25 protein-coding genes, 1 tRNA gene and 1 pseudogene are annotated in these 25258 nt (G+C 53.8%); 10 read left to right on the top strand and 17 right to left on the bottom strand.

Annotation, left to right across the window (positions count from 1 at the left end; all coding sequences use genetic code 11):
• Positions 1-15: 15 nt before the first annotated feature.
• From ABLO27_RS05520 to ABLO27_RS05510, 3 genes are all read right to left on the bottom strand, one after another.
• On the bottom strand, positions 16-807 hold the full coding sequence (locus tag ABLO27_RS05520) for a TerC family protein (RefSeq protein ID WP_353031104.1): 792 nt from the start codon (positions 805-807) through the stop codon (positions 16-18).
• 235 nt (positions 808-1042) lie between these two features.
• The gene (locus tag ABLO27_RS05515) at positions 1043-1732 is read right to left on the bottom strand and encodes an HAD family hydrolase (RefSeq protein WP_353031102.1); all 690 of its coding nucleotides are present in this window, start codon (positions 1730-1732) and stop codon (positions 1043-1045) included.
• Between the two features lie 143 nt (positions 1733-1875).
• Positions 1876-2355, bottom strand: a complete 480-nt coding sequence (locus ABLO27_RS05510; RefSeq protein WP_353031100.1) for a hypothetical protein — start codon at positions 2353-2355, stop codon at positions 1876-1878.
• Between the two features lie 385 nt (positions 2356-2740).
• Between ABLO27_RS05510 and ABLO27_RS05505 the strand changes: the two genes are divergently transcribed.
• On the top strand, positions 2741-3052 hold the full coding sequence (locus ABLO27_RS05505) for an ArsR/SmtB family transcription factor (protein WP_353031098.1): 312 nt from the start codon (positions 2741-2743) through the stop codon (positions 3050-3052).
• Positions 3049-3435, top strand: coding sequence for a VOC family protein (locus ABLO27_RS05500; protein ID WP_353031096.1), 387 nt, complete (start codon positions 3049-3051; stop codon positions 3433-3435). Before ABLO27_RS05505 ends, ABLO27_RS05500 begins: the two co-directional genes overlap by 4 nt.
• Positions 3436-3792: 357 nt before the next feature.
• On the opposite strand, the gene ABLO27_RS05495 is transcribed toward ABLO27_RS05500, so the two are convergent.
• Together ABLO27_RS05495 and ABLO27_RS05490 are read right to left on the bottom strand one after the other, a co-directional pair.
• Positions 3793-4179, bottom strand: coding sequence for an ankyrin repeat domain-containing protein (locus ABLO27_RS05495; protein WP_353031094.1), 387 nt, complete (start codon positions 4177-4179; stop codon positions 3793-3795).
• Positions 4180-4413: 234 nt separating this feature from the next.
• Positions 4414-5037 (bottom strand): TetR/AcrR family transcriptional regulator, encoded by a 624-nt coding sequence (locus ABLO27_RS05490; protein WP_353031092.1) that lies wholly within the window; start codon positions 5035-5037, stop codon positions 4414-4416.
• Positions 5038-5130: 93 nt separating this feature from the next.
• On the opposite strand from ABLO27_RS05490, the gene ABLO27_RS05485 reads away from it, so the two are divergent.
• The 4 genes from ABLO27_RS05485 (at position 5131) to ABLO27_RS05470 (ending at position 8289) form a co-directional block, all read left to right on the top strand.
• Positions 5131-5997 (top strand): MBL fold metallo-hydrolase, encoded by an 867-nt coding sequence (locus ABLO27_RS05485; protein WP_353031090.1) that lies wholly within the window; start codon positions 5131-5133, stop codon positions 5995-5997.
• Between the two features lie 84 nt (positions 5998-6081).
• Positions 6082-6420 (top strand): DUF1330 domain-containing protein, encoded by a 339-nt coding sequence (locus tag ABLO27_RS05480; protein ID WP_353031088.1) that lies wholly within the window; start codon positions 6082-6084, stop codon positions 6418-6420.
• Complete coding sequence (locus ABLO27_RS05475) at positions 6392-6907, top strand: DUF4437 domain-containing protein (protein ID WP_353031086.1); 516 nt, start codon at positions 6392-6394, stop codon at positions 6905-6907. Before ABLO27_RS05480 ends, ABLO27_RS05475 begins: the two co-directional genes overlap by 29 nt.
• 470 nt (positions 6908-7377) lie before the next feature.
• Entirely contained in the window at positions 7378-8289 is a 912-nt protein-coding gene (locus ABLO27_RS05470) for a GNAT family N-acetyltransferase (protein WP_353031084.1), read from the top strand.
• Positions 8290-8298: 9 nt separating this feature from the next.
• On the opposite strand, the gene ABLO27_RS05465 is transcribed toward ABLO27_RS05470, so the two are convergent.
• The 7 genes from ABLO27_RS05465 to ABLO27_RS05435 all read right to left on the bottom strand — a co-directional run bounded on the left by ABLO27_RS05465 (position 8299) and on the right by ABLO27_RS05435 (position 14797).
• Positions 8299-8730, bottom strand: a complete 432-nt coding sequence (locus tag ABLO27_RS05465) for a regulatory protein RecX (protein WP_353031082.1) — start codon at positions 8728-8730, stop codon at positions 8299-8301.
• A gap of 103 nt (positions 8731-8833) precedes the next feature.
• Positions 8834-9676: an MBL fold metallo-hydrolase gene (locus ABLO27_RS05460; protein WP_353031080.1), complete on the bottom strand. Its 843-nt coding sequence runs from the start codon at positions 9674-9676 to the stop codon at positions 8834-8836.
• A complete protein-coding gene (locus ABLO27_RS05455; protein ID WP_353031078.1) occupies positions 9673-10479 on the bottom strand; it encodes a TatD family hydrolase in 807 nt (268 codons plus the stop codon). The genes ABLO27_RS05460 and ABLO27_RS05455 overlap by 4 nt, the downstream gene beginning before the upstream one ends.
• Positions 10480-10570: 91 nt before the next feature.
• Positions 10571-11632 (bottom strand): DNA polymerase III subunit delta', encoded by a 1062-nt coding sequence (locus ABLO27_RS05450; RefSeq protein ID WP_353031076.1) that lies wholly within the window; start codon positions 11630-11632, stop codon positions 10571-10573.
• Positions 11616-12287 (bottom strand): dTMP kinase, encoded by a 672-nt coding sequence (gene tmk / locus ABLO27_RS05445; protein ID WP_353031074.1) that lies wholly within the window; start codon positions 12285-12287, stop codon positions 11616-11618. The genes ABLO27_RS05450 and tmk overlap by 17 nt, the downstream gene beginning before the upstream one ends.
• A gap of 92 nt (positions 12288-12379) precedes the next feature.
• The gene (locus tag ABLO27_RS05440) at positions 12380-13573 is read right to left on the bottom strand and encodes a D-alanyl-D-alanine carboxypeptidase family protein (protein WP_353031072.1); all 1194 of its coding nucleotides are present in this window, start codon (positions 13571-13573) and stop codon (positions 12380-12382) included.
• A 72-nt stretch (positions 13574-13645) separates the two neighbouring features.
• On the bottom strand, positions 13646-14797 hold the full coding sequence (locus ABLO27_RS05435; protein ID WP_353031070.1) for a septal ring lytic transglycosylase RlpA family protein: 1152 nt from the start codon (positions 14795-14797) through the stop codon (positions 13646-13648).
• 741 nt (positions 14798-15538) lie between these two features.
• Here ABLO27_RS05435 and ABLO27_RS05430 point away from each other — a divergent pair.
• Positions 15539-15628: transfer RNA gene (locus ABLO27_RS05430), tRNA-Ser, on the top strand.
• A 449-nt stretch (positions 15629-16077) separates the two neighbouring features.
• Here ABLO27_RS05430 and ABLO27_RS05425 read toward each other — a convergent pair.
• Positions 16078-16181: pseudogene (locus ABLO27_RS05425) on the bottom strand (IS5/IS1182 family transposase); the annotation flags it as partial.
• 251 nt (positions 16182-16432) lie between these two features.
• On the opposite strand from ABLO27_RS05425, the gene ABLO27_RS05420 reads away from it, so the two are divergent.
• The 3 genes from ABLO27_RS05420 (at position 16433) to ABLO27_RS05410 (ending at position 20343) form a co-directional block, all read left to right on the top strand.
• A complete protein-coding gene (locus tag ABLO27_RS05420) occupies positions 16433-16771 on the top strand; it encodes a hypothetical protein (RefSeq protein ID WP_353031068.1) in 339 nt (112 codons plus the stop codon).
• 1228 nt (positions 16772-17999) lie between these two features.
• Positions 18000-18530, top strand: a complete 531-nt coding sequence (locus ABLO27_RS05415; protein ID WP_353031066.1) for an AAA family ATPase — start codon at positions 18000-18002, stop codon at positions 18528-18530.
• A 163-nt stretch (positions 18531-18693) separates the two neighbouring features.
• Positions 18694-20343 (top strand): alpha/beta hydrolase, encoded by a 1650-nt coding sequence (locus tag ABLO27_RS05410; protein WP_353031065.1) that lies wholly within the window; start codon positions 18694-18696, stop codon positions 20341-20343.
• 14 nt (positions 20344-20357) lie between these two features.
• Here ABLO27_RS05410 and ABLO27_RS05405 read toward each other — a convergent pair whose 3' ends face one another.
• The 4 genes from ABLO27_RS05405 to ABLO27_RS05390 form a co-directional block, all read right to left on the bottom strand.
• Complete coding sequence (locus ABLO27_RS05405) at positions 20358-21299, bottom strand: patatin-like phospholipase family protein (RefSeq protein ID WP_353031063.1); 942 nt, start codon at positions 21297-21299, stop codon at positions 20358-20360.
• Between the two features lie 85 nt (positions 21300-21384).
• Positions 21385-23358 (bottom strand): putative bifunctional diguanylate cyclase/phosphodiesterase, encoded by a 1974-nt coding sequence (locus tag ABLO27_RS05400; RefSeq protein ID WP_353031061.1) that lies wholly within the window; start codon positions 23356-23358, stop codon positions 21385-21387.
• A 6-nt stretch (positions 23359-23364) separates the two neighbouring features.
• Positions 23365-23853, bottom strand: a complete 489-nt coding sequence (locus ABLO27_RS05395) for a molybdopterin-dependent oxidoreductase (RefSeq protein ID WP_353031059.1) — start codon at positions 23851-23853, stop codon at positions 23365-23367.
• Between the two features lie 291 nt (positions 23854-24144).
• Positions 24145-25209, bottom strand: a complete 1065-nt coding sequence (locus ABLO27_RS05390) for a BMP family ABC transporter substrate-binding protein (protein WP_353031057.1) — start codon at positions 25207-25209, stop codon at positions 24145-24147.
• Positions 25210-25258: the final 49 nt, after the last annotated feature.

Here is a 25258-nt window from a genome sequence, read left to right as displayed (position 1 = left end):
CAGGCTTTACTCCAATCAGGACAGTTTCGGGGACCTGGGGGGAGGGATCAGTTTTTGTCGTCGGCTTGCCGTTGCTCTTTTTTGCCGCGCTCTTCGTGCTGCCAGATTGAGTGCTTCAACAAGGGCGGAGAAACCCATGGCGGCATAGATGTAGCCGCGCGGAATGTGCACTCCGAAACCATCTGCGATAAGCGCAGTGCCGATTAGCAGGAGAAAACCGAGCGCCAGCATGACCAGCGTGGGATTTCGCTGCACGAAGTTCGACAATGGATCGGCGGCAACGAACATGGCTATCACTGCAATGACGACTGCAATCATGACAATTGGCAGATGCGGTGTCATTCCGACTGCCGTGATGATGCTGTCGACCGAAAAGACGACATCGAGCGAGACGATCTGCACGATCGCGACAGCGAAGCTGAGACCGACTGTTGATCCGGTCGTCGCAACGTTGTCCGGTGCAGGGTCGACAAGATGATGGATTTCCCGGGTCGCTTTCCAGACAAGAAACAGGCCACCGGAGATCATGATGAGGTCTCGCCATGAAAGGTCCACGCCTCCGATTTCAAAGACAGTCTGAGTTAGCCGCATGATCGCGGCGACAATGCTCAGAAGCGCCAATCTGAAGATCAAAGCGAGGGCAATGCCGATCCGCCGCGCTCGTGAGCGGAGCTCAACCGGCAACTTGTTTGTCAAAATGGCGATGAAGACCAGGTTGTCTATACCAAGGACAACCTCCATGGCGATCAGCGTCGCGAGGGCGGCCCAGGACACTGGATCTTGAAATATCGAAGTTAGCTCTTCCATTGCTTTCTGCGCATTCAGGCGCAATCGATCGTCCGGTGGGATTGATGTCTGGCACTACGGACTTGAACGAGGGCGTATGTGGGGAGACGTTTGTTGCCCTGCAATACCCGATTGCACCACAGGCCTTTTGAATGGCACAGATTACTGGTCGAAAATGGAGGGTGTTTGAGATTTGAAAAGTCTTAAACAACAATATATTGGTACTAAAGGCTTAAGTGAAATCAGAAGATAAGATCTAAGGTGTTTCAGTGAGATCACGAATATCGATCAGGCCTGCCTTTATCGCTCCGGACACGACATCGGACGCAATAATGTGACCCTGGTTTCTGACTTCGTCTGACGGCGTTGTCAGGTCGGGAACCTGAACTGTCGTCGCTCCTGATGCAAACGCTGCGCGCGCGCCGGCATCGCTTTCTTCGAATGCAAAACAATCGCGAATATCGCAGTTGAGCTCCTTGGCGGTTCGCAAATAGATTTCGGGATCAGGCTTGTGACTATGAACCATATCGCCACCAACCATGCACTTGAAAAAGGGGAGTAAACCGGTGCGCCCGAGTTGGTCTTGCGCATGTCTGAAGTCTGTTGAAGTTGCCACTGCCATGGGAATGTTCTTTGCGTCCAACAACCTGATCAATGTTTGAACGCCGGTCTTCACTGGAATGTTTCCCTTTAGACGGGTTGTCAGAGCCGTGTTCCAGGCTTCGCTGAATTCTTCCATCGTGACGTTATTGCCGAGGCTTTCGAAAATGAGTGACTTGGCCTTTTTACCACGCAATCCGATGCACTTGAGGAAGACTTCGGGACTGTCGGAAAGACCGAATGCTCGTCTTGTATCGACAAAGCAATCCAGGCAAATCTTTTCCGTATCCAGCAACAGACCATCCATATCGAAGATCACTGCCGGCTTGTCTGATCTGGCGTTCAATGCGATTGCCTTTCCTCTCCCAAACAGGGTGAAGCATATTTCAGCAGTGCTCCGTTTCCTGCAATAGAAGCGGTGATGGGCCTACTGACATTTTTGTCTGGAAACGGGTAGGGAGGTTGCACGCAGTGATGGCAGACTATTGGTTATTCGACGCGGTTGGGAAGTCCTCGTCCATTGTTCCACCAACGGTTTGGATTGTCACTTTCAGGATTATAAGCCGCCCTGCTTACCCAATCTTCGCGCAAGAATATAACCGGTTCCTCATAGTGATGCGCGTAGATAATTGCATCCATGACCTTCTCGAGAATGTCTGGATCTCGATCGATGGAGATCTTTAGCTCGACCATGGGGTAGGTTTCGGTCCCACCTGGTTCGAATTCTGCGACATGAGTTGATGTCGTGGAACGCTGCTCAGGCCGTGATGTCTCCAACCCAATCGCAGAGATGCTGGCATTGCGTTGATAGCGGCCATAGCTGAGCGAGTGAACTTTCATGACTTCATCGAGGATACGGTCGGTATCGTCTGGCAAGGTTTGGATCTCGATCGTCCAGACCGGTTTAAGTGTGCCGGATTTTGCCTTGTACTGGTCGAGATCGGTCATGGTTCCGGATGTTCCGTTCATTTCAGAATTTAATGTTCCTATTTTGTTCTGGGTGGGTGACTTTGTCAATTTTCCCATGAAATTTTGTATCAAGGAACACATGTCTGGCATCAGGAGTTTCTTGCTTCGCTGAGGTTCTGATCAACCTCGACCTCTCATTCTCCTGCTTTGATGTGCAATGGGGAACCTGAGCGAATATTTCGTGAGTGAAAGGCGGAAAGACCTTGGACGATCAAAGTGCCAAAGTCAGTCTTTGAACCTCCTTTGTTCAACCAACTGAATTATCTTGTTTTTTTGAAATGCAGTTTGTTCGCTTCAATCGTTAAGCAGGACAGGGAGTGCAGTTTTCGATGCGCGCAAGAAATGCTGCACTTGAATATGCAGTAAAATTACTGCATATCGAGGCATGGATGACAATGAACTCGATCTCATTTTCAAGGCACTCTCTGATCGGACCCGGAGGCGCATCATTCACTATCTCAGCAAATGTCAGGATCAATCGCTGTTTGAGGTTTGCAGCGCTGCGGTGGCTGAAGACGGTAAGGCGCTCGCAAGACAGACTGTCTCTCAACACCTTGAAGTGCTTGAGGCGGCGGGGCTGATCAAAATCACGTGGAAAGGCCGGACCAAAGCTCATTCCCTCAACATCGAACAGCGTCATGTGAAAGCAACAGCTTGGCTCTCAGCCTATCAAGACAAAGGGAAACCAGAACAATGAAAATCTACATCACCAGTGTCTTTGTGGACGATCAGACGAAGGCAGAGGAGTTCTATTGCGACATCCTCGGTTTCAAGGTCAAAGACGACATTCCCTTGGGAGAATTTCGCTGGCTGACCGTTTCTCAAACCGGTGCTGAAGGCGAAACCGAACTTCTGCTTGAGCCGAGCGCGCATCCTGCCGTGGGCCCATATCGCGACGCATTGATGGCTGACGGGATTCCGTTGGCGTCGTTTCTCGTGGATGATCTTGAGGCAGAACACAAACGCCTGGAAAATGCCGGGGTCGAGTTTACACAAGGCGTCACGGACTTGGGGACTGTGAAAGTGGCGGTCCTGAACGACACGTGCGGAAATCTCGTTCAGCTTGTGCAAAAGAGATAGCCGCTCGATCGTGGTTCTTGAATTGCGCGGGCGACTTCAAGCCGGTTCTGTTTTGTCGGCGACCTGGTGATCAAAGTTACTCCAGGTCCGTCGAAACACCGGTGTGACCAGAAAAGTTCTTCCGGCTGGCACGGCGTTGATCAGTGTCAGGCCCACGAGGAGCGTTCTTTCAATAGACAATCAATAGAAGAGGATACCTGGCTCCCGCCATACATCTAATGCGCATAATCAATATTATGGAACTTTATTAGATGGTGGTGTTGAGCCATTCCAGCCAATGCAATGGCTCATTTCCTAGTTCATGCGATCGAAAACTGCGTAAATGTATAGAAGCGGAGATTTTAGAGAGCTGCCCGACTATCTGCCAACAAATAGCTTTCGAATGTCGCCACCGATGTCCAATGCGATATCTCGAGGCGATTGTCCGAACTCAGAAACACGCGTGACATCAGCACCTGCTTTCAGCAATGCTTCGATGGCTTTGATGTTTTGCTTTTTAACGGCGATGTGCAACGGCGTCTCAGACATGTCGCCAACTGCATTTACTTCAGCACCAGCTTGAATGATTAATTCGACCGCATATGTGTCTTTTCGCCAAAGCATCACATGCAATGGAGTATCACCATTTGCATCGCAGCTGTTCAGGGTTACAGGCGCTTTTCCCATTTTATCCGGAAAAAGCGTCTCGGAGCACGATGCCAAAATATCGTCAAGCGACGCCCGTGATTTAGGTTTTTGAGACATGCCTTGTTTCCAGTTCCGCGATGGCGGCTAAGGCGATTAATCCAGTCTTACTGCGTTCGATAATCAAACTGATTGAGTGATCGGGCGAAGAACAGTGTTCCTGACGAAACCCAAATTCACTCTTAACAGAGCCTGTGAGCGCTGTGGTCTCTTCCAAAACCTTTTGGCGACACGACAGCCCGAGGCACTCCTGAGTGTGGGCAATCATGTTACACGGGTACATGGCGCATTCCGTCAGTACTGTGATTTCAATCCCAGCATGAATGCAGAAACCATTTCGACTATTTCGGCTTTCCGTTCCTCGTCCACTTCCTTCCCATTCAGCCATGTAACACTCAGAAAGACCAAAATCATCGAGCGGCGGGCGATTGCGAGTTGCCCCAGCTTCTTCCTTCCAAGCGCGCCCAATCCAAGATGCTGGCTGATCAGTTCGGCTTCAATATCCAACCCGCGAACAATAATGGGTTCGTTTTCATCAAAGGCTTCCCGGGTTGGATCATGCGCCTTCGCGAAGTCATCCAATGAAAGGCTCACGATTCCTCTTTTGGAAGCCAAATAACGCGTTGTCCGTCGGTTGAGTTCCCGAATTGCTGCTTCGCCGTTCAACTCCTCGGGCAAGTCCAAAAGCTGATGTTCTTCCACCAGGGATTCACCAATGAGAGCGGTCAATACAGCTCCCTGCCCTTTGAAGTGCTTATAGATGGAAGCTGGTTCGATCCCGACGAGCCGAGCAATTTCTCTTATTTTTATGCCCGAAGCCCCCCGTTCTCCGGCAAGTTTTTCGGCTGCGGCAAGTATGGCGTCACGCGTCGTGTATCCTTGATATTCCTTGGCAATTTCTTTTGGTCGTCCAACCATGACTTCGCATGTTCTCCCGCACTTTGAGTGCATCTATTGACTTCTTAGCTAACGTTGTTATCTAAAGTGAACAACGTTAGCTTTGAGGGTGTTATGAGACAACCAACTTCGTTTGCCGCTGCAGCGCTGATAGCGCTGGGAACAATAGCACATGCCCAGACCAGCAAAATGACCGAAGTCGCGGATGGTGTTTATCACTTCTTTTCAATGGGTTACTCCAGCATGGTCGTTGTTGGGGAGAACGGTATCCTTGTGACCGACCCATCCTTCTCGCCGCGTGCTGAGGAGCTGAAAGCTGAAATTGAAAAGATCACGGGGAAGCCCGTGACACACGTTGCTCTCAGCCACGAACACTTTGATCACATTGGAGGAACCGAGGTGTTCGAAGGGGCCGAGATCATTATGCAGGAGAACGGCCTCGACGTTCTGAAGTTGTCGCCATTGATGCCCATGCCGACTGTCACGACTTCGTTTGACGACATCCATACCGTGGACCTTGGCGGTCAAAGCGTTGAGCTGCACCACATCGCTGTCGCAGACGGTGTCGCAACAACAGTTGCACGCGTCACAGACAGCAACGTTGTGTTTTCCGTGGACATGTACATGCCACAGGAACTCTCACCGCATGAATTCAAGGAAGACACCAATTTTGTCGGTTCAGGCATTGTTTTGAACACTCTGGTGGACTGGAACCCGACTTACGCGATCAACGGGCATTCAGGCGGCAACAGTGTCGAAGCTCTCAAGGAAAACGCCGAGTTTCTGAACAAATTGCAGGCGAAAGTAGAAGCCCGTTTTCAGGAAGCCTTTGCAAGCGGCAACCCTTCGGCACCTGTCGAGCTGCTCTTTACAATCCCCGATCAAATCGAAATGCCTGAATATTCAGATTGGAAAAACTACGATACGGCCTTCCCCGGATACGTTCGCCGAATGGCTCTGTCGGTTTTCCATGGCGGCTGAATGGCATTGCCCTGCCCGGACCTTCAGTTGCAGGCAAGGCCACAAGGAAAATCACTCCGGAAGTATATGAAAGGAAAACCCAATATGTCCTTGGGAAAAGAGGCCTATCTGCTGTTCAGTTTCTCAGAGCAAGGCGAGATGAAGGACTTCGGCAAGTATGTGAAAGCCGCCAATCCTCTGCTGGAAAAGTATGGAGGCGAGCTTCTCGTTGTAGGTGCAATGGACCCTTCCATATCCAAGTTTGAAGGAGACTGGCCCAAGGGAGCGGGTCTTACCTTGATACGCTTTCCCTCCCGCGAGAACCTCGAAGACTTCTGGAAGAGCGATGAGTATCAGTCCATCGTGGACCTTCGAACGGCGATATTGCCGGCCAATTTCACAATCGGGTTTTCAAATGGATGGCGTGGTCAAGCTGCCACATGACGATCGCAATCGCATCCCAATGAACGGAAATAACATGATCAAAACAATCACCAGAATTGTCGCTGTGATTGGTCTTCTTGCGAGCGCAGCAGCCCTGCCTGCCCAAGCAGAAACGCCAGAGAGTTCTTACAGAATAGCATTGGAAAGTGCGGAATTCTTCCAGCCTGAAGGCGCTCCGTTTGAGCTGGCTGTGCTTTGGGGCAATCCCCAGAAAGGCCCATCGGCGGTCTTTATGAAGTTTCCACCAAATTTTCCAGGGGCCATGCACTCGCACACGCATGGATACCACGGCATGGTCGTCACCGGCGCATCGAAGCATTTCATCAAAGGCGAGAGCGAAGCTGACGTACCACTGCAAACCCCAGGAGATTACTGGTACCAACCGGGGGGAGAGCACCATAACGACTCGTTTCCCACTGACGAACCAACCATTTTGTTTATCCAATGGGAAGGCCCAATGGACGTCCACTTTCACCCGGAAGACTAGGGCCAAGGTTCAACTGGAGGGGCATATGCCCCTCCTCATTTTTTGCTCAGACCAGTTTTGGGTAGACTGTTTTGCATCGGTCAAAACAGGTGTTTTCATTAATTCATTCATAACTCGAAACAAGGTCTGCTTCGGTCTCAGCTTCTGCGATCACACCGAGATTGGATCTCCCTGAAACAGTCAGATTATCGGTGACTTGCGCTCCTGCCGTTGAGAGATAAGGCTCAAATACGCAGGGCAATGTACCTTGGCATACATGTTCTGTACGAGCTTCATCCAATCACAGGTGGCAACACCAGCCCGAACGCTCTTTACAAGAACCAACGAACAAGCCTATGAGCAAATTGGTTATTTGGAAATTTCCGGTCAGGCTCAGAACCGGCGGGTCGCACCATGTTCTCCTCGGTTTCCCTTCCACCTGAGACAGAACCGACGCCCTCTCGGAGTTTCGGCAGCAGGAATGCGGTTTGATGAATTACGGAAAGGAATATGACATGGGTCATATGGAAAAAGGTGAAGCTGAGAATGCCGGCTCTGAGAAAAACGAAGCAACTCTGCATCCGCGTCAGGAAGCCGAAACTCTTGGCGTGCGCAGCAACCTTTTGGTAGCCCGCGGCGTTAGCGAGATCGATGCATATTCGGACCGGATAGTCTTGCGCATGCCCAATGAGCCGCATTACTGGGGTGGAAACATGACTACGTTTCGGGGTGGGCATGTTGATCCAGAAAAGCAGGTCGCGCAGTTTCGCGCGGATTTTCCGGAAGCTGCCCACGTTGCGATTTCCTGGGATGTTTTCGACATGCAGATCGGGCCAGAACACGAACAATTGTCCGCCATGGGTTTTGAGCTTGAACAGCTTGATATCCTCAGTCTGACAGCACCACTGAAGCGTTCTCCCATTCCAGAAGGAATTGTTGTACGTCCCGTCGAAAGCGATGCGGATTGGCAGCAAGTCATCGCTCTGCAGGTCGAAACAGGCGTTGAACAGGGCTACGAGCGCAATTCTTATGAGATTTATCTGCGTTCACGTTTCGCGAGCCGCCGGCGTCAAATTTCCGAAGGATGGGCAATCTGGCTGGGGGCTTTTGACGGAGACATCCTGGCAGCCGACCTGGGCGTCTATACCGATCAAATCGTTGCACGCTTTCAAGAGGTCGAGACACGGCCGAGTTACAGACGCCGAGGTATCTGTGCCGCCCTTGTGACCGCTGGCGTCGATTGGGCGAAATCAAAGGCTCCGAATGCGGTACCCGTGTTGCAGGCACTCAGCGATGGTCCTGCCGGACGGATCTACCGTCGCTGTGGTTTTGAGCACTGCGAAACCCAGGTCGTGGCAATGCTTCCGCCAGAAGGGACATTTGAGCGACCCGAAGATGCATAAAAGTATCAACTACTTGAAGTCATCGAGGTCCTGGTTGATTTCAGTGTCAATGACTTGGCGGGCGTGATCGAATGAAAATCCGGCGCGGCACATTGCGGCGAGATCCTTGTCTCGCTGAAGTTGAGGGTCGCGACTTGTTCCGGTCCGGCTGCGATATGGACCAAGACGCCGGCGGCGGGCAAATCTGAACGCTGCTTCCAACTCGGCCTCGGGATCGTCCTGGACAACATCTTCTATGGTTTGCCGGTCGACGCCTTTTGCGGCGAGCTGTGCTTCAATCTTGCGTTTCGAGCCACCTCGCCGTCTCAGGCTTGCAGTTTTTGTTTCAGCGTAGGCCTGATCGCTTACAAGACCCGTGCCGACACACTTTTCAACAACTGCATCTATCATGTCTGCGAAATCAGCCGGATCGCGTTCGTGGCTTTGACAGGCCTTCAGCACTTTTCGTTCAAGGACCCGACGCAGATTGGCAGAGGAGGATGCGTATCGCTCGAGGTAATGAACCGCAGACCTTTTCAGCCGCTCTTCGGATGGAAGCTTGTATTTAGGCTTGTTCGGCATAAGGGGAAAAAACGGATTTCGCCGAGTTTTCTACAAGGTCGACCTGCATGCCGTCATAGGCGGGCACGATGCCGTCCGGCAACTCAGCACGTAGCGTGTTGTAGTCCAGGTCACTGAAAAGGTTTGTAAAAATTGCTTTTTCCGGCGACAGTCTCTTCGTCCATTCCAATGCCTCGTCCAGGCAGATATGGCTCGGGTGCGGTCTACGGCGCAGACAGTCCAGGATCAGAAGGTCCAGGTTTTCCAGATATTTCAAACTCCGGTCGGGGATGTCAGAAACATCCGGAATATACGCAGCTCCTTCGGTCTTGAAACCAAGGGCATTGATTTCGCCGTGAACAACTTCAAATGCGTCGAAACAGATTTTTCCACCAGCGCCATCGATTTCAATCTTGCTGCCCTGGTCAATCAAATGGTGCTTCAGGATCGGTGGATAGTTGGACCCCGGCGGTGTCTTGAAGCAGTATCCAAAGGCCGTTTGTGCGCGCTCAAATGTCGGTGCATCCATGAAGACGGGCACTTTATTATGCGTTTTGACCCAGAAACCGCGCAGGTCATCTATGCCGTGAAGATGGTCTGCATGCGCATGTGTGAACAATACGGCATCAACATGGGTGACATTGGCAGAATTCAGCTGTTCCCGAATGTCGGGACCGGCATCAATCAACACGGTTGTGCACCCGTTTTCCCCTGCCTTTTCCACAAGTAACGCACAGCGGGACCGTTTGTTCCTCGGTTCATTGGGGTCGCACAGTCCCCAATCGTTTCCAACGCGCGGAACACCGCCGGAAGAGCCGGTTCCAAGTAGAGTGAGAGTAACGGTCATTGCGTGTTTGCCTCGAAGGCCTTTGCGGGCCGGGGAACTTTTGTAAACAGCCGGAAGAAGTTCTCAGTCGTCTGTCGTGCGATTTCCTCTTCTGAAACGCCACGCGTTTCGGCAAGGACTGCAGCCGTCATTGCAGTATAGGCAGGCTCGTTGCGTTTGCCTCGGCGCGCCTGTGGGGCCAGGTAAGGTGCGTCGGTCTCGACAAGAAGTCGATCAGCAGGCAATTCACGTGCGATTTCACGCAGCTCATCGGACCGTTTGAAGGTGAGAATGCCCGAGAAGGAAACATAAAGACCCAGCTCAATGCCAGTGAGAGCCAGTTCGCGCCCGGAAGAAAAGCAGTGCAGAAGGGCCGGGAAGGCCCCCTTCCCCATTTCTTCGCGCAGGATCGCGGCCATGTCTTCGTCCGCATCTCGTGAATGGATCACCAACGGAAGACCGGTTTGCCGGGCAGCTTCAATATGGATGCGCAACCCTTCGGCCTGCGCGTCGCGAGGTGCCTTGTCGTAGAAATAGTCCAGCCCGGCTTCGCCAATGGCGACAACTCGGGGATGATCTGCAAGACGAATGATTTCGTCAGCCTGAATTCCGCGCTCTGTACCGGCATTGTGAGGGTGCGTGCCGACTGAACAAAAGACTTCCGGATGCTCTTCGGCGATGGCGCGGACCTGATCGAATTTTCTAATATGGGTGCAGATCGTCACCATCAACTCCACACCAGCTTCCTTGGCGCGCTCTATCAGTTCGGTGCGTTCGCCGTCAAAGTCGGGAAAGTCGAGGTGGCAGTGGCTGTCAACGAGCATGAATGGTCCAATGAGTGAAGATCAATGTTGGAAGCGTGAATTCGCTTCAGCGCGCCTTGATACAGGCAAACGGTGAAAAGCCCAAGACAGATCAAAGGGCCCGTAGCGCAAAAAAGAAGTCCAGCACGACCTGCTTGCGGTCCAGGTTGAGCGATTCAGCGTCTCTTGTGGCCTGGTTGGTCTTTTCCCACAGTTCGACATAAGAGTAGGCATTGCGAACGCCGCCCTGAAGGTCCCGGCGCATACTTTCGTGCAGCCAGATCTGCAGAATGTGCTGAAAACTCTCCCAATTGTCTGTCTGGCCCCGTGCCGACACGAGGTCTGCCAATGCGTGGACGGCTGCAAGGTCCGGTCGGTCAGCTGCGTTTGCCAGCTGTCTCAGACCTCTGGCAATGGCAAGTCCGTCTCCGGACAGCAGCGTAATGGCTGAACGAAGGCTGCCATCTGCTGTCTGGGAAATTTCGAACAAGTCCTGATCTGACGAAGCGGCGTCGGGAGCAAGCTCTTTCAAGCCCTCGCTGATCAGGTCAGCGCCAAGCGGCTCAAGATCCAGACGACGGCACCGCGAGCGAATGGTTGGAAGCAGCCTGCCGGGAGCGTGGCTCAGCACCAGAAACAGGCATTGTTCCGGTGGCTCCTCGAGAATTTTCAAGAGTGCGTTGGCCGAACTGATGTTCATGTCGTCGGCGGCATCAACAATGCAGATGCGCCAGGCTTTTGCCGACGCGGTCGTTCCGAAAAAAGAGACGGTCCGGCGGACCTCATCAACCGGAAGATCGGCCTTGAAGCGCTTTGACTTTTCATCCCATGGCCGCCGCAAATGCAAAATGTTGGGGTGACCGCCAGCCTTCACCTGTCTGGTGACGGGATGATCGTCCGGCAGGTCAAGATTGCGCATTGCGGCAACTTCGGGTCCGAACCGGTCTGGATTGGCAATGACAAACCGGGCAAAGCGGAAAGCAAGGGTCGCCTTGCCGATGCCTTTCGGGCCACCAAGGATCCAGGCATGGTGCAGCCGTTCCGACCTGTAGGCCTCCAGAAGGGCTTGTTCGGTTTTCGTGTGTCCGATCAGCCGGTTGCGCTCGTGCGGCAAGGGAAAACCCGGCAAGGCGTCCACTTCGGGAATGTCGACCGGTTCAGCCCTGCGCGCCATCTGCATTTTCCTTCAGGTCATCGGCAAAGGTCTGTTTCACCGCATCCAGCACCGCTTTGGTCACACGCTCCTGATCCAGACTGCCGTCAATGATCGTGAAACGATAGGCTTCTTCAAGAGCAAGGTTGAGAAACATCTGGCGCCGGCGCTCATGGACGTTGAGGGCTTCTCCCTCAAACCTGTCCGGTCCGCCGCTGTTGTCGACCTGCGAGCGCTGAGCAACACGGCTCAACCCAACCTTCGGCGGCACATCGATCAGGATGGTCATTTCCGGCCGAACGCCTGCCACGGCAGCGGTCTCAAGCAGCTTCAGGTAATCGAGGTCGACACCGGCTTCGCCCTGATAAACGCGTGTAGAATCGGCATAGCGGTCGCACAGGACCCAGTCACCGCGTTCTAGTGCCGGTTTGATGGTGGAATCGACATGGTCGGCACGTGCTGCTGCAAACAGCATGGCCTCGCCTCGCGGTCCGAGATCTCTTGCCTCTCCGGACAACAGCATGGCGCGTATCTTTTCAGCCCCGGGAGAACCGCCCGGCTCTCGCGTAACGATGACTGATTTTCCCAGGCTTTCCAGATAGGTTTTCAGGTGGGCGATCTGGGTGGATTTGCCGGCCCCTTCCCCGCCTTCAAAGGTTATAAAATGTCCAGGCAACCTGTTCGTGGCTCCGTTTTCAGAATCTCTTCCTGACGTTGTTGGAATGGCTTTTAGCAGGTCTTTGACGGAATGTAGATGCCCTGATCGCCCTATCCGATCCAACCGAACAGCAATTCCTGAAGGCCATCGAGCGCCCGGCCGAACATGGTGCCTTGCGCGACTTCCGCACCGGTCACAAGCGGCGCCCGGTAGACGGTTCCTTCCTTGCCGATCACCTGGATCTCTCCGGCAGGTGTGCCTTTCTGGACCGGTGCCTTCAACGGCCCCTTGTAAACGACACGAATGCGGTAATCGAGATTGCCTCCGCGGGCCAGAAGTACATCGACATCCGACTTGGAAACAAGGGGAACCGTGCTCTGGGTTCCACCGAATACCCGTCCGTCGGCTACCGTGTGTCCGGCCGGAAAAATCGTCTGAATGGAGTAGAACTCCCAGGCGCCGGTGAAAACCTCCTTGAGGGTTTGCAAACGGTGCTTGTCTGACGTGAGACCTGCCACAACTGCGATAACGCGGCGGCCGTTCCGGTTGACGGAGCCGAGGCCCGAATACCCATCCTTCGGATCGTTGCCTCCTCCAAGGCCGTCCAGGTGACGGATTTCACCTAGCAACGGGTTCTTGTTGCGCTGAAAAATCTTGTTCCAGGTGAATTCCGGCAAGGAAAACAGTTCATAGTGGTTCTGGTGATTTTCAAGGATGTATTCAGCCAGCTTCGCCTGATCATGGACCGTGGTAACGCTTGGCTTTTCCTCAAACCCTGTGGGATTGGAAAAGCGGCTGCTGCTCATGCCGATTTCCTTAGCAAGGGCCGTCATACGTTCGGCAAAGGCTTCTTCCGACCCATCAATGCACTCGGCCAGCACGATCGCTGCGTCATTGGCGTTGTGCACCAGAAGACCTTTCAGCAGATCTTCTACGGAGATTTCCGACTTGATGGCGGCGAACATCGTTGACCGGCGAGAAGGAGCGCCTCCCGTCCGCCAGGCATGTTCACTCACCTTGCAAGTTTGATCGAGACGGAGCTCACCTTCTTTCAGCAAGCTGAAAACGGTTGCTGCCGTCATGACCTTGGTCAGCGATCCCGGCGCAAAAGTCTGGTCTGGCGCCTTTGAAAAGAGAATCGTTCCGGAAGACGGTTCGTACAGGAAGGCCATCGGGGCCTTTGTCACGATGGTTTCGGCGGCGTGTGCGCTGGTGAGTGCAATTCCCAGAACGCCGATGGCGGCAACGGCCAGCTGTCTGAAGCCAAACCGTGTCGTTCGGCCCTTGATACTCAAAAAACGCATGCGTCTGCTCGCCCCGAAACAGTTGACACCTGATCAGGCAGTTTTGTTCCGGACCGTGTTCAGGTCTATCGGTTAGCTGCCTGCCTGGATATTAGCAGCCAGCTGTCGCATGGAAAGTCCGCTTTCAGAGACTGTGGACAGAACAGAGTGAGCGTCCGAGATCCGCTTGTTGGCGGAATAAGAGGAAATCGCACTGCCGCTTTCAAGACTGGAAGGTGTGCCCGGTGCCGGAATGCGCAGAACGCCGAGAGTGCCTTCTGCAGGCGCAAGATCGGATGCGTAGGCCGCGGGTGCGGTCTTGAAGCTGTTGTTGGAGGCGACCTTGATCGTCGGGTTGCCCGTTTCAAATGCAATGGCCGGATCGAAGGCAACCGCAACATTGCTTGTTGCAGGTTGGTAGGCGGCAACAGTGGAGCTTGCTGTCAGATACGGACGCGGGCCCGGAGCCGGAACCTTGCCGAAGACGACCTGCGGAGCCGGCTGTTCAGCGCGAGCAATGAGTGTGCCTGGGCGGGTCGCACCCGGCTCAACCGCACCCGGACCTCGGTATGAGGCCATCAGATAGGTTTCATCCTGACCGTGAAGCGGTGCCCGGCCGATATATTCGACCTTCACCTTGCCGACACCGGCTGACTTGGTTCCAAGCATGCCGGCAACACGTTCCGACAGGTCGATCACGCGGTTGCCGTGGAACGGACCACGGTCATTGACGCGAACGATCATGGAGCGGCCGTTGGAAACGTTCGTCACACGGGCGTATGAGGGAAGCGGCATGGTGGTATGTGCGGCGGTCAGAGCATTCCGGTCGAAGATCTCGCCATTGGCGGTCTTGCGGCCATGGAAGGTTGGGCCGTACCAGGAGGCTAGACCCGTCTTCTTGTAGTTGGGCTCATGCTTTGGATAGTACCACTTGCCGGCAATCTTGTATTTCTTGCCGACGACATAGCGTCCGCCGCCTTTCGGGACGGGCTTGCCTGCTGCGACGACGCGCGGGCTGCCTTTGACGCCATATTTTTTCGGGCTGAACTTGGCTTTTTCCTGGGGTGCAGAGCTGCAGGCAGCGACGGCCGCCACGGCAGCAACGGTGATGAGCCCGGTGCGAACCTGGCGCCAAACGCTGCGACCGGAATTCAGAACGGTTTCGCCCTGTCCTGCCTGTTCCCCAAAAGACGCTTCCGGCTCATTGCCTGCCATCAGGCAAGATTGCCCGCCTATCCCTTGCATTTCTGCCGTCCTACTCACTTACGCGTTTGGCGGCCCCGCAGCTCACGCGACAATTCCGGCGCTTGTTTACTGCCGCCGGTTTTCAGGCATTTCGCTGACCAATCGGTCACCTGTTGTGAAAACACATCGCCCCCGCAAAGCGTCCCACACACTTACCTGCCTGTTTAAACGAAATTTTCTTACTCGAAGGTAAACCCGGTGTCGAGGCGGCAATGGTGCCTGTTTTCAACAGGTGCACAGTTTTCTTGTTTCGTGTGATCCCAACCCATCTGGCTGGTCGTGTAAGTGACTGTTTTGGCGAGTAAAAATCGATCGTCAGCGATCTTTACCTTTCTGTTGCCGGTGGGGCACAGTCGGGTAAAAATCGTCAAACGGTCCGGTTGTGATGTAGGTCACATCCGTACATGCCGGATCTGCCTAGAGTGAACCTATTGCTGATGACCGCCCTGTCACAGCAATGCTGGACCCCACCTCCAGCTTTGGCCGTCGGTTCAAAACCCTGCCCACGACACCGGACCGGCGGCCCCCTATCTTTGACCATGTTCCGGCGTTGCTGTGCACGTCCTGCCCCTACCCCTTAGCGCTCAGTGAACCGGAACATGGCAAAGGTTCTCCTCCAGACCTCCTTCCACACCATTTTCAAGGTTTCTACAGTCAGTTGAAATCCCGCTCTTGACTTTCTGCGCCAGACGAAGGAAAGGGAGGGAACAGCAGCACGGCGTAAGCGTTTAGCGCTGCTTTGGTGAGGTGGCCGAGTGGTTTAAGGCAGCGGTCTTGAAAACCGCCGTGCGTGAGAGCGTACCGTGGGTTCGAATCCCACCCTCACCGCCATTTTCTCTAATGACAAATTACATTCATTGGAATTTGGGTCGGTTTGCCTGTCGAGCCCGGTTCAACGCCCATCAGACCTATCAGATCAGCTTGGAACGCTTCCCACTCGTTGTCAGCTGGGAGAGTTGCCTGAAAGGTCGTTGAGCTTCGAACCTTCAATCATATTCTCCTAGTTGGTCGGTCGGTGCATTTCCGTTGGGCTTGGTTGCATCAAGCAATCCTGCCAGAAGCTTGTTGAGTTGCGTTTATCCGTAGCTCCGCCAAGGGCGCACTAGTGGCTACTTTCACCTTCGCACAACCTGGCCATCTGCCTTAGAAAAATTAGCGACCTCAGCAACGCAACTTTGATGGCCTAGATTAGGAGGTGGACTCATAAACCCGAAGCCATAGGCGAATTGCTGCGAGCTTGACGAAGGCGAGGAAGTTGTCAGCTTGTTTCTCATACCGCGCCACGGCGCAACAGTACGCAAGACCCAAAGATGCTTTTCAGGATACGCCTGCCATCCACACGAGGGACACCTTGTGGCTTGTAAGGTAGGATCGGGCAGACCATTCGCCATTCGGCGTCGGTAAGAGCATATCGCAACTTCAAGGCTCCTTTTTCGAGCTTGAATCCCGTCCGTAGGTCCAAAATCAATGTCTGCTTGCTTCAAAATGCGGTTGTTTTATCCGCTAACCGGTCCGACCGCTCCGAGCCCCGAGCGGATAAGTCTGCCAGTGTCGCAATCAACCTTCTGCAAGCAGTCTATTCAGCTTCTTCAAAACGGGTTCTCTTGCACCGGATTGGAGAAAGTGACTTGGAACATGCCGAAGAAAACGGGACCACTTTTGTTCCTCCTCTCTTCGGCCTTGCGACTTGATGAACTCAATAAGCTCTACAACGGTCTCCCGATTGAAAGCCCACAACACATGTTGTTTGTATTCAAGCTGAAAGAAAGCCTCCTTCGGCCAATCCAATTCGTGCTTTCGGCGGAGGAAACAGGCGCCGCAGACCAACGTTCCGATATCGGAACCGTGCGAACGGCAGAGATTAGGGCCGTGCCGCCAGTCTTCAGGTTGATATCCCTCCGGCAAGTTCCTGATATTGCTCGTGCTGCTGCTCTTCAAGCCATGGTAGTAGATTGCGGCATGCCACCTGCCTGAACCGGCGCTTTCGACGAAGCGATATTCAAACACATCACTGTTCTGAAAATACGAAACGTCTTCTTTGCGCTCTATTCTCACAAGTTCTGCGAACTCGAACATTGCCTCCGATCCGCATCGCGGGCAGGCAACCGCCACCAAATGCGGCATCGGATTCCATGCGTATAGGTCTGTCATCGTGATAAGTGTCCGCGGCGCCATTCAATTCAAAAAGGTTTGAGGGCACCCTAGTTCAAATGTCCAAAACACCCAACCACACCTGCTTAGTGGCAGTGTGGTAAATTGGCCCAAAGGTTGCACTGTGGGTTTGAGCTTTGTCCGCGTTGCAGACCTACGCGGGCGATTGATCAGTCTCGAAGAGTTTGCCGAAAGCGGTGATTCACTCTCAATTATTTATGAGTACATACCCTAGGTATTCTCTGTTCTAACACAGAGAATAACCTTCAGAGCCATCTAGGTCTCAGAGTCCGTTTCTCGTGTTGGACTTGGTTTTGTTAAATGCATCAGAGTTTTCGCGCCTGCGCATTAGTCAAGATTTGTTTTCATCAAACAAAAAATAATAAAGCATACCTCGCTCTGCATCGGAGCCAAATGGTCCGTTAGCGTCCAATTGGTGCAGGAAATTAACTCCTGCTGGGAATATTCCCAAAAACAGCAATATTGCAGACGAAATAAACCCCGTAATGGTGGAGAAATTAAATAGAAATTTCGATTCTATTTCGATTGATGTGAAGAAAATCGCCAGAGAAATGGATAGTAATATTGACGAACATAATATTATCGTTCTGTTCTTCTTTTTTGTCATTGCCTATCACTCGACTTTGCGGGATGCGCAAACAGCCTACACAAGGCTCATTGCAAAAACACCGCAGTCAATCCACTTTATCAGACACTTGGTCAATGCCGGAGGCAAGCAGTTCGTATAACGCCAACGTGTTTTCCAAGTGCAAAATCTATTTTTGGGTGAATCAATCAAACTAACAATTTTGAGAGACCGGAAGGGTTTCGACCAATAGCTAGTCGATGAGATGGGATCTGCCACACGTGTACTTGGGGGGCAAAGGAAGCAAGTTCGTTGTCGGGCCCTGGCTTTAACGATTTGGTTGGCAGAGCCGTTGAACGCTAAATCTGCGCAAACGACGGTGGTCGAATGAGTCTAGCGTAACATGCGAAGTTGAACCTTCATTTATTGACTGGAGGTGGAACTTCATAAAAGGCGGAAATCATTGTGAGTAGAAATCGTTTCGTCCTGATCACCGGCTGTTCCGGCGGTGGCAAATCCTCGCTGCTCTCAGGGCTGAAGGGCAAAGGTTACAAGGTTGTCGAAGAACCTGGGCGACGTATTGTTAACGAGGAAAGGGCTGGTACCGGCGACGCGTTGCCTTGGGTTGATCCGACCGCATTTGCACGGCGTGCGGTTAACATGTCGCGATCTGATCTGTTATCGGCAGAACACTTGCGAGGCACGATATTTTTTGACCGAGGCCTGATTGACGCTGCTGTTGCTCTGCAATTCGCCTGCGATATTTCACTTGAAGAAACCATTGGATCAACTCGTCCTTACAACAAGACGGTGTTCTTGGCGCCCCCTTGGCCTGAAATCTACCAAAATGACGAAGACCGTCGACACGACCTTGAAACTGCAATGGATGAGTATGACCGCCTTGAATCGGCGCTCACCACGCTGAACTATAACATCCAATTTTTGCCCAAGGTTTCTATCGAAGATCGCGTTGAATTCGTGCTGGATAGGCTTTGAAGGTGCAGAGCCGATAGTCCAGACAAAAAACGCTTCTCACCGACATTCGTCATTAGTACCGCCCTTGGCAAGGATTGTTGCAAGGACGATATCCCTTCTCAGTTTTTCTATCTCCGCGTGTTATCCGGCTTGAAATCCAGTCTTGCTTTAGCATGATGAAATCATGAGGATTTTGAGTGTTTTCAGAAATGGTCTGTCGCCGACGGCGCTGATAACTGCGGTCAGTTTTTTCGGCGCCGCGCTAACACCGTCACTGATGCCGCGTGACCCGTTGATCCAGGCGGCCCTTTCCGGGGTAGCGGCGGTGGCAGGGTATGAAATGACGCTGCTCGTGCGGGCGCTGTGGCGGTATATGGAGCTGCCCGAGTTAAAAGGGCGGATTTTGAAGCTGTGGATGGCGGTGGCTCTCCTCGTCAGTCTCGGGATTCTGGTCTATTCGCTTTCAAAGTCGGCAAGCTGGCAAAACGCAACGCGTGCTGCCGTCGACCTGCCTCCGCTTGAAACCGATGCGCCGATCTTCATTTTCCTGGTCGGTGCTGTCATTGCGTTTGTGCTGTGGCTGGTTCTGAGGATCGTCGGCATTGCCAGGCGCATTGTTGCCAGGCAGCTGGACCGGGTGGTTCCGCGCCGCGTCGGTGTGGTTCTTTCCGTCGCCCTGGTCGGCTGGTTGTTCTGGGCGCTGGTTGATGGTGCTTTGATCCGCACGGCCTTTCGTACGGCCGATGCATCCTTTCTGGCTGCCGATCTGCTGATCGAGCCGGATATCGCGCAACCGAAGGACCCTATGAAAACGGGCAGTCCTGAGTCGCTCGTCATCTGGGAGCAAATGGGCCGCAGAGGACGCGAGTTTGTTGCCACGGCTCCAGGCAAAGACGAAATCTCAGAGTTTTATGACGGCGACGTCATGGACCCGGTCCGGGTCTATGTCGGCCGCAGGTCTGCTGAAACCGCCAGGGAACGGGCCGAACTGGCACTAGGAGAACTAATCCGCGTTGGTGGATTTGAACGTTCTGCGCTGGTCGTTGTCGTTCCGCCCGGTACCGGTTGGATGGACCCGGGGGCGCATGACACGCTCGACTTCATGCTTGGCGGCGATGTCGCGACGGTTGCCGTGCAGTATTCCTATCTGACCAGCATTCTCTCCCTCGCCTCCAATCCGGCCTATGGCGTGGAGCAGGCGCGGGAACTGTTTGATGCGGTCTACGACTACTGGACAACTTTGCCCAGGGACGAGCGGCCGAAACTTTACGTTTTCGGCCTAAGCCAGGGAGCTTTCAACTCCCAATCCACGTTGCCGCTTCTGGATATGCTGGGCGACCCCATTCAGGGAGCGCTTTGGGCCGGTTCGCCCTTCTTTTCCAGGTACTGGTCCGAGGTTCGGGACAACCGCAATCCGGGAAGCCCGGCCTGGCGGCCCGATTACGGCAACGGATCTCTGATCAGGGTGATGGACCAGTATGGAGGATTGGAAGGAGACTTCAGGCCCTGGGGACCGATCCGGGCCGTCTTCCTGAATTACGGCAGCGACCCGATCGTCAATTTTACCTTTGACAGCGGCATTCGGCCACCGGCGTGGCTGAACGAGCCGCGTGCGCCGGATGTATCAGACAAACTCTCCTGGTTTCCGGTTGTCACCATGTTGCAGCTTGCGCTGGATTCAATGTTTGCGCTCGATGTTCCCCGCTTTGGTCACTACTACATCGCGCCGGATTACATCGATGGCTGGGCGGCCGTTGTCGCGCCCGAAGGATGGTCAAAGGCAAGAGCCGATGACCTCAAGGAGATCTTCGAGCGGCGCGGACCTCCGCTCTGATCGGGAGAATCGGACTATTGGGCCTCCAGCAAAAGAGACAGACCGCGTTTGAACTCTTCGCGTGCCGGTTCGGCCGCTGCCAGGATGTCCTCGATCTTGAAGAAGTCCATCGTGTTGAAGCTGCCAATGGGCGGTTCGATCAAGAGATCGGGCTGCGAAACCGCAAGCTTGGCCGAGACAAGCGAATGAAGGGTAATTGAGAAGGACCCGATCCAGGTCTCCAACCCGCCCGGCAGCCCCTGTTGATCCGTGTAATCGGTGCCGGTTACATCGACACCTACCGTGGTGTAGTTGCTGCCTTCGAAAACATCGAACGGCGTCGGATTGACGAAACCACCGTCGATCAGCACGGTTCCGTCAATTTCCACTGGTGTCAGCAGCATCGGCAGTGCCGAAGACGCTGCGATCACCGGCAGGAGCGGCCCATCGGTCAATGTGACCTGCGACTGATTGTAAAAATCGGTCGCGATGATCTTCATCGGGATGCGCAGGTCCGCGAACGTCTTGGCGAGCGATGGTGGAAAGACGGTTTCAAACAGAACCACGGGCTCGATGATTGCTGGGCGAACGAGATTGAGAAGTGACGACCATGTCTTGCCATCAGACAGGAAAAGTTTTTGAAACAGCTCCGTTTTCTGGGTCAAAAGCTCGACAGAATATTCGCGAATCTCCTTGCCGGACATGCCGCTGGCATATAACCCGCCGAGGATAGACCCCATCGACGTTCCGGCAATTTCAGCCGGTTGAACGCCCATTTCATCCATTGCTTCCAGGATCGGAATGTGAGCAAAGGCTTTGGCTGCTCCGCCACCAAGTGCGATTGCAAACCCGTCTTTGGCGCCTGTTTTTGGCGCAGTGTCAGAGGCAGACGCCTGGGCAGTTGCATTTGGCAGAACTGGAAAGGCTGCGGCGCTTGCTGATGCCGCACCGATGAGGAATTCGCGCCGCTTGATCATTTTGCATTACCGCCGGAAATCATGAACAGGACCCAAGTGTGACTGGGTACCGATTATGTGTTCATCAACCTCAAGTAACGCAAGCCTAAATGTGAGCGCCGGCATTCACCGCGGCTTCGGGAGCATGATGATAGCCACGTTCATCAAAGTGCGTCAGGACCTGCTCGATGGGCGCAGGTTTGTTGTAGAAAAAGCCCTGCCCATACATGCACCCGAGACTTTGGAAGATTTCAACCTGTGCCTGGGTCTCGAGACCCTCGATCAGAAGATCGGCATTCATCTTGTCGGCCAGTGACTTGATGACATTGATCGTGTTCAGGGCCTTTTGTGAGGTTTCGCAGGCCGTCACGAATGAGCGGTCGATCTTCAGTTCATCCCATCTGAAATTGTTGAGATAGCTGAGCGCGGAGTACCCGGTGCCAAAATCATCGAGAGCAATCGTCACACCCATTTGCTGCAACTGACGCAACAGTTTCGCGACAGCATCGACATTGTGCATTACAACGCTTTCAGTGACTTCAAGCTTCAGTCTGGATGGTTTCAATCCCGTTTCTTGAAGTGTTGTGGCAACGAGGCTGACAAGGTCGTCATTGAGGAGCTGGATCATCGAAAGGTTGACGGCGACCTTGATCTTCTCCGGCAGCTTCTGAACATCTTCGCAAGCGGCCCTCAGCATCGTTCTGCCAAGCGCGACAATGTCACCGGTGGCTTCTGCAATGGGGATGAATTCGGCAGGTGAGACGAAGCCGATGTCGTCATGGTGCCATCGGGCGAGCGACTCCATGCCGACGGGCTCTCCGGTGAACAGGTTGAACTGAAGCTGATAATGCGGCGTGATCAGTCGTTTCCTGAGGGCATTCGGCAGCTCTCGTTCAATCTGAAGCCTGCGTTCGAGCTGCGCGCGCATGGACGGTGCGAAACGCATGGCCGATCCTCTTCCGGCAGCCTTCGCCTCCGTGAGAGCCAGATCGGCGTTCAGTATGACATAGTCGACGTCGTCCTTTTCAGAGGCTGCCGCGTAGCCAATGGATGTTCCGACAAGCAGGCTGCCGATGGCCGTTTCAAGAGGAGTGTTGAAGGTCGCAGCCAACGATTGAACCGACGCTTCGATGTCTATCTGGTCGGACCGGCACCACAAGAAAACGAGGAATTCGTCTCCACCGATCCGGGCTGCCAAACCGTCACCGGGCAATTTGCCTACAAAGCCATTCAGTCGTCTGGCAACGGCCGCAAGCAAGGCATCACCACCGCCGTGCCCAAGCGTGTCGTTCACAGCCTTGAAGCCGTCAAGGTCCAGGGCGATCGCGTATACCGTTTCTCCGGTTCTGAGGTAGGTCTTGGCCCTCGTCAGGTGTTCATCCAGAAGTGTTCGGTTCGGCAGCTTCGTCAGCCCGTCATGCTTGGCCATGTAGGCCAGTTTGTCGGCGTCGCCTGCGATCTTGGCATTCGCCTGGGTCAGCGTGGAGTTCTGACGCATGACGAAAGCCATCAGAAGCGTTGCCAGGACTAGCAAACCGATAACAACCCGTCTTTCGGTCAGCAGCCGCTGCCGAAACTCTTCTCTCTCACCGGAAAAGCGCTTAATGCTCGACTGATAGGACTTGCTCGAAATCAGTTCGATGATCGGCGCAATCTGTTCCAGGGCAGATTGAAACTGTTCCGCATCACCGTGTTCAAGTCGCTGCATCAGCGGTGAAAGCGCCTCCAACTTTTCTGAAAGCAGATTGTAATCGGACGCCAGGCTCGAGCTGGAGTTCAAAAAGCTGCTGAAATTTCCCGAGCTCCAGGTCTCCATTCTGCCCAGCAGAATTTCATAACGCATCTGTGCGTCTTCAAGGTCCGCCGGGTCACCGGTGTTCAGGTAGCGCGAGACGCTCGCAGAGTATTTGTAAAACTCGATACGCCCGTTCGTTGCGGACCAGACGGTGTCGTACTCCAGGGATATCACCTGTTCCTGTTTCAGGTTGTAGGAGACGTAGAAATAGGTCCAGAACAGGAAAATCGTGATCAGGAAGCCGCACAGTATGCTGAGGTGCCACGGGTTGATGCGTGTCTTCATGACGGTCTATTCGACAACGATGCTGCGGACCTGCCAGACGGACCGGGAATAGTGAACTTCGGTCTTGAGTTCCGGCTTGTCGTCAAATGGATAGATGACAAACAAAGGCCCCTTGTCCCGGATCCTCATGTACTTGCCGTTAAGCTGATAGGCCAGAATGGGAGCATGTTCGTCGAAATCGGAAACCGGCAGCACCGCCCGATAGTCGTTCAGCGCGACAACCTCGGCAGTATCGCCCTTTGCCCCCAAATGATCCATCAGGTCGCTGAGCAGAACGCCTTTGAACGAGACCTTGCCGTCATGCCACGGAGTGGCGGTTTCGTATTCGACCTGAGGCAGTTTTTCCAGATCGTGAATAGACAGCTGGGCAGACTTGCCGGCGGCTGTTCCGCCTGAAACAGTCAGAACCTTTTTTTCAACATCTTGCGCAAGGACGGTCGTGCAGAAGAAAACAAAAGGTATGACGAAGAGTAACTTGGCAATTTTGCGGATCATGGCCCTGCCCTCCTGATATGAAGGCTTTAGTTCTAATTCCGGTAGGGGCCAAGGATTCGATTTTGGTTCACTTGGAGAACCGTAGTTTATCAAAAAGTTTTTGTGCCAAAATCAGACGTTTCTACTTCCGCTTGCCAAGGTGAAGAACACCCCAGCGGTCGTGGGAACTGCACGTTGGGCAATCAGTTAGCGGAGCCTCAAGGTCACGCTGGTTCAGGTGAGAGGTAATTTCGGTAAACCGTCTGGGGAGCGCACTGGTCCGGAGAAGATCTCCGAACCAGCCTGGTCTTGTTATTGCGGCAGCTTGTCGTCGACACCCTGGACGTACCAGTTCATGCCGAGGATCGCTCCGTCATCCAGACGGACGCCATCTTCTGCACCTACAGATCCGTCCTGCTTGGTGATCGGGCCGGTAAAGGGCTCCCACCCGTCCTTGATCTTTGCTTCGGTGGCTTTCGCCATTTCAACAACATCGTCCGGCAGGTTTGTGTACGGCGCCATGACGACGTGACCTTCCGCGAGGCCGTCCCAGGTGCTTTCCGCATGCCAGTTGCCATCCATGACAGCCTGGACGCGTTCGATGTAGTAAGGCGCCCATTCATCGATGATGGCGGTGTACTGAGCGTCCTTGGCGAAGTTGATCATGTCGGAGGCCTGACCAAAACCATGCACGCCGCGCTCTTGGGCAACCTGCAGAGGCGCCGTGGAATCGGTGTGCTGGGTGATGATGTCGGCGCCCTGGTCGATCAGAGCTTTTGCGGCATCAGCTTCCTTGCCCGGGTCGAACCAGCTGTTGACCCACACGACCTTCAGTTTGAAATCCGGGTTGACGGATTGCGCGCCCAGCAGGAATGCGTTGATACCCGCAACAACTTCCGGGATCGGGAAGGAGGCGATGTAACCGGCAACGCCAGACTTGGATTGCTTTGCCGCAATCTGGCCGATGATGTAACGACCTTCATGGAATTTGGAGTTGTAGGTCGAGACGTTGTCGGCAGTCTTGTAGCCGGTTGCGTGCTCGAATTTCACGTCCGGGAACTTCTTGGCCACCTTGATGGTCGGGTTCATGTAGCCGAAGGACGTGGTGAAGATGACGTTGCAGCCTTCTCGGGCGAAACGCTCGATAGCGCGCTCGGCATCCGGTCCTTCCGGCACGCTTTCAAGGTAGGCGGTTTCAACCTTGTCGCCGAACTTTTCTTCAACGGCCAGGCGTCCCTGGTCATGCTGGTAGGACCAGCCGAAGTCGCCAACCGGACCAACATAGATAAAGCATGCCTTGACATCAGCAGCGTTTGCCGCGGATCCGGCAGCAACAAAAGCAGCGGCAGCAACCGTGGCTTTCAAAAGAGATTTCATGTGTTCCATTCCCCTCTGGTTCGATCTCTCTGTTGCGATCATTATTGAT

The sequence above is a fragment of the Roseibium sp. SCP15 genome (assembly GCF_040329435.1).
In the GTDB taxonomy this organism is placed as follows: domain Bacteria; phylum Pseudomonadota; class Alphaproteobacteria; order Rhizobiales; family Stappiaceae; genus Roseibium.
The sequence above is the reverse complement of the archived record's forward strand: the minus strand, read 5'-3'. Positions and strand labels throughout refer to the sequence as shown.

Coding starts and splice junctions, on each gene's coding strand:
- ABLO27_RS05490 (WP_353031092.1), bottom strand. CDS start 5,037: ATGGTTGGACGACCAAAAGAAATTGCCAAGGAATATCAAGGATACACG.
- ABLO27_RS05500 (WP_353031096.1), top strand. CDS start 3,049: ATGAAAATCTACATCACCAGTGTCTTTGTGGACGATCAGACGAAGGCA.
- ABLO27_RS05505 (WP_353031098.1), top strand. CDS start 2,741: ATGGATGACAATGAACTCGATCTCATTTTCAAGGCACTCTCTGATCGG.
- ABLO27_RS05495 (WP_353031094.1), bottom strand. CDS start 4,179: ATGTCTCAAAAACCTAAATCACGGGCGTCGCTTGACGATATTTTGGCA.
- ABLO27_RS05410 (WP_353031065.1), top strand. CDS start 18,694: ATGAGGATTTTGAGTGTTTTCAGAAATGGTCTGTCGCCGACGGCGCTG.
- ABLO27_RS05455 (WP_353031078.1), bottom strand. CDS start 10,479: ATGCTCGTTGACAGCCACTGCCACCTCGACTTTCCCGACTTTGACGGC.
- ABLO27_RS05405 (WP_353031063.1), bottom strand. CDS start 21,299: ATGATCAAGCGGCGCGAATTCCTCATCGGTGCGGCATCAGCAAGCGCC.
- ABLO27_RS05470 (WP_353031084.1), top strand. CDS start 7,378: ATGAATTACGGAAAGGAATATGACATGGGTCATATGGAAAAAGGTGAA.
- ABLO27_RS05395 (WP_353031059.1), bottom strand. CDS start 23,853: ATGATCCGCAAAATTGCCAAGTTACTCTTCGTCATACCTTTTGTTTTC.
- ABLO27_RS05440 (WP_353031072.1), bottom strand. CDS start 13,573: ATGCGTTTTTTGAGTATCAAGGGCCGAACGACACGGTTTGGCTTCAGA.
- ABLO27_RS05390 (WP_353031057.1), bottom strand. CDS start 25,209: ATGAAATCTCTTTTGAAAGCCACGGTTGCTGCCGCTGCTTTTGTTGCT.
- ABLO27_RS05475 (WP_353031086.1), top strand. CDS start 6,392: ATGGATGGCGTGGTCAAGCTGCCACATGACGATCGCAATCGCATCCCA.
- ABLO27_RS05450 (WP_353031076.1), bottom strand. CDS start 11,632: ATGGCGCGCAGGGCTGAACCGGTCGACATTCCCGAAGTGGACGCCTTG.
- ABLO27_RS05510 (WP_353031100.1), bottom strand. CDS start 2,355: ATGAACGGAACATCCGGAACCATGACCGATCTCGACCAGTACAAGGCA.
- ABLO27_RS05480 (WP_353031088.1), top strand. CDS start 6,082: ATGTCCTTGGGAAAAGAGGCCTATCTGCTGTTCAGTTTCTCAGAGCAA.
- ABLO27_RS05485 (WP_353031090.1), top strand. CDS start 5,131: ATGAGACAACCAACTTCGTTTGCCGCTGCAGCGCTGATAGCGCTGGGA.
- ABLO27_RS05420 (WP_353031068.1), top strand. CDS start 16,433: ATGCCGAAGAAAACGGGACCACTTTTGTTCCTCCTCTCTTCGGCCTTG.
- ABLO27_RS05435 (WP_353031070.1), bottom strand. CDS start 14,797: ATGCAAGGGATAGGCGGGCAATCTTGCCTGATGGCAGGCAATGAGCCG.
- ABLO27_RS05400 (WP_353031061.1), bottom strand. CDS start 23,358: ATGAAGACACGCATCAACCCGTGGCACCTCAGCATACTGTGCGGCTTC.
- ABLO27_RS05520 (WP_353031104.1), bottom strand. CDS start 807: ATGGAAGAGCTAACTTCGATATTTCAAGATCCAGTGTCCTGGGCCGCC.
- ABLO27_RS05460 (WP_353031080.1), bottom strand. CDS start 9,676: ATGACCGTTACTCTCACTCTACTTGGAACCGGCTCTTCCGGCGGTGTT.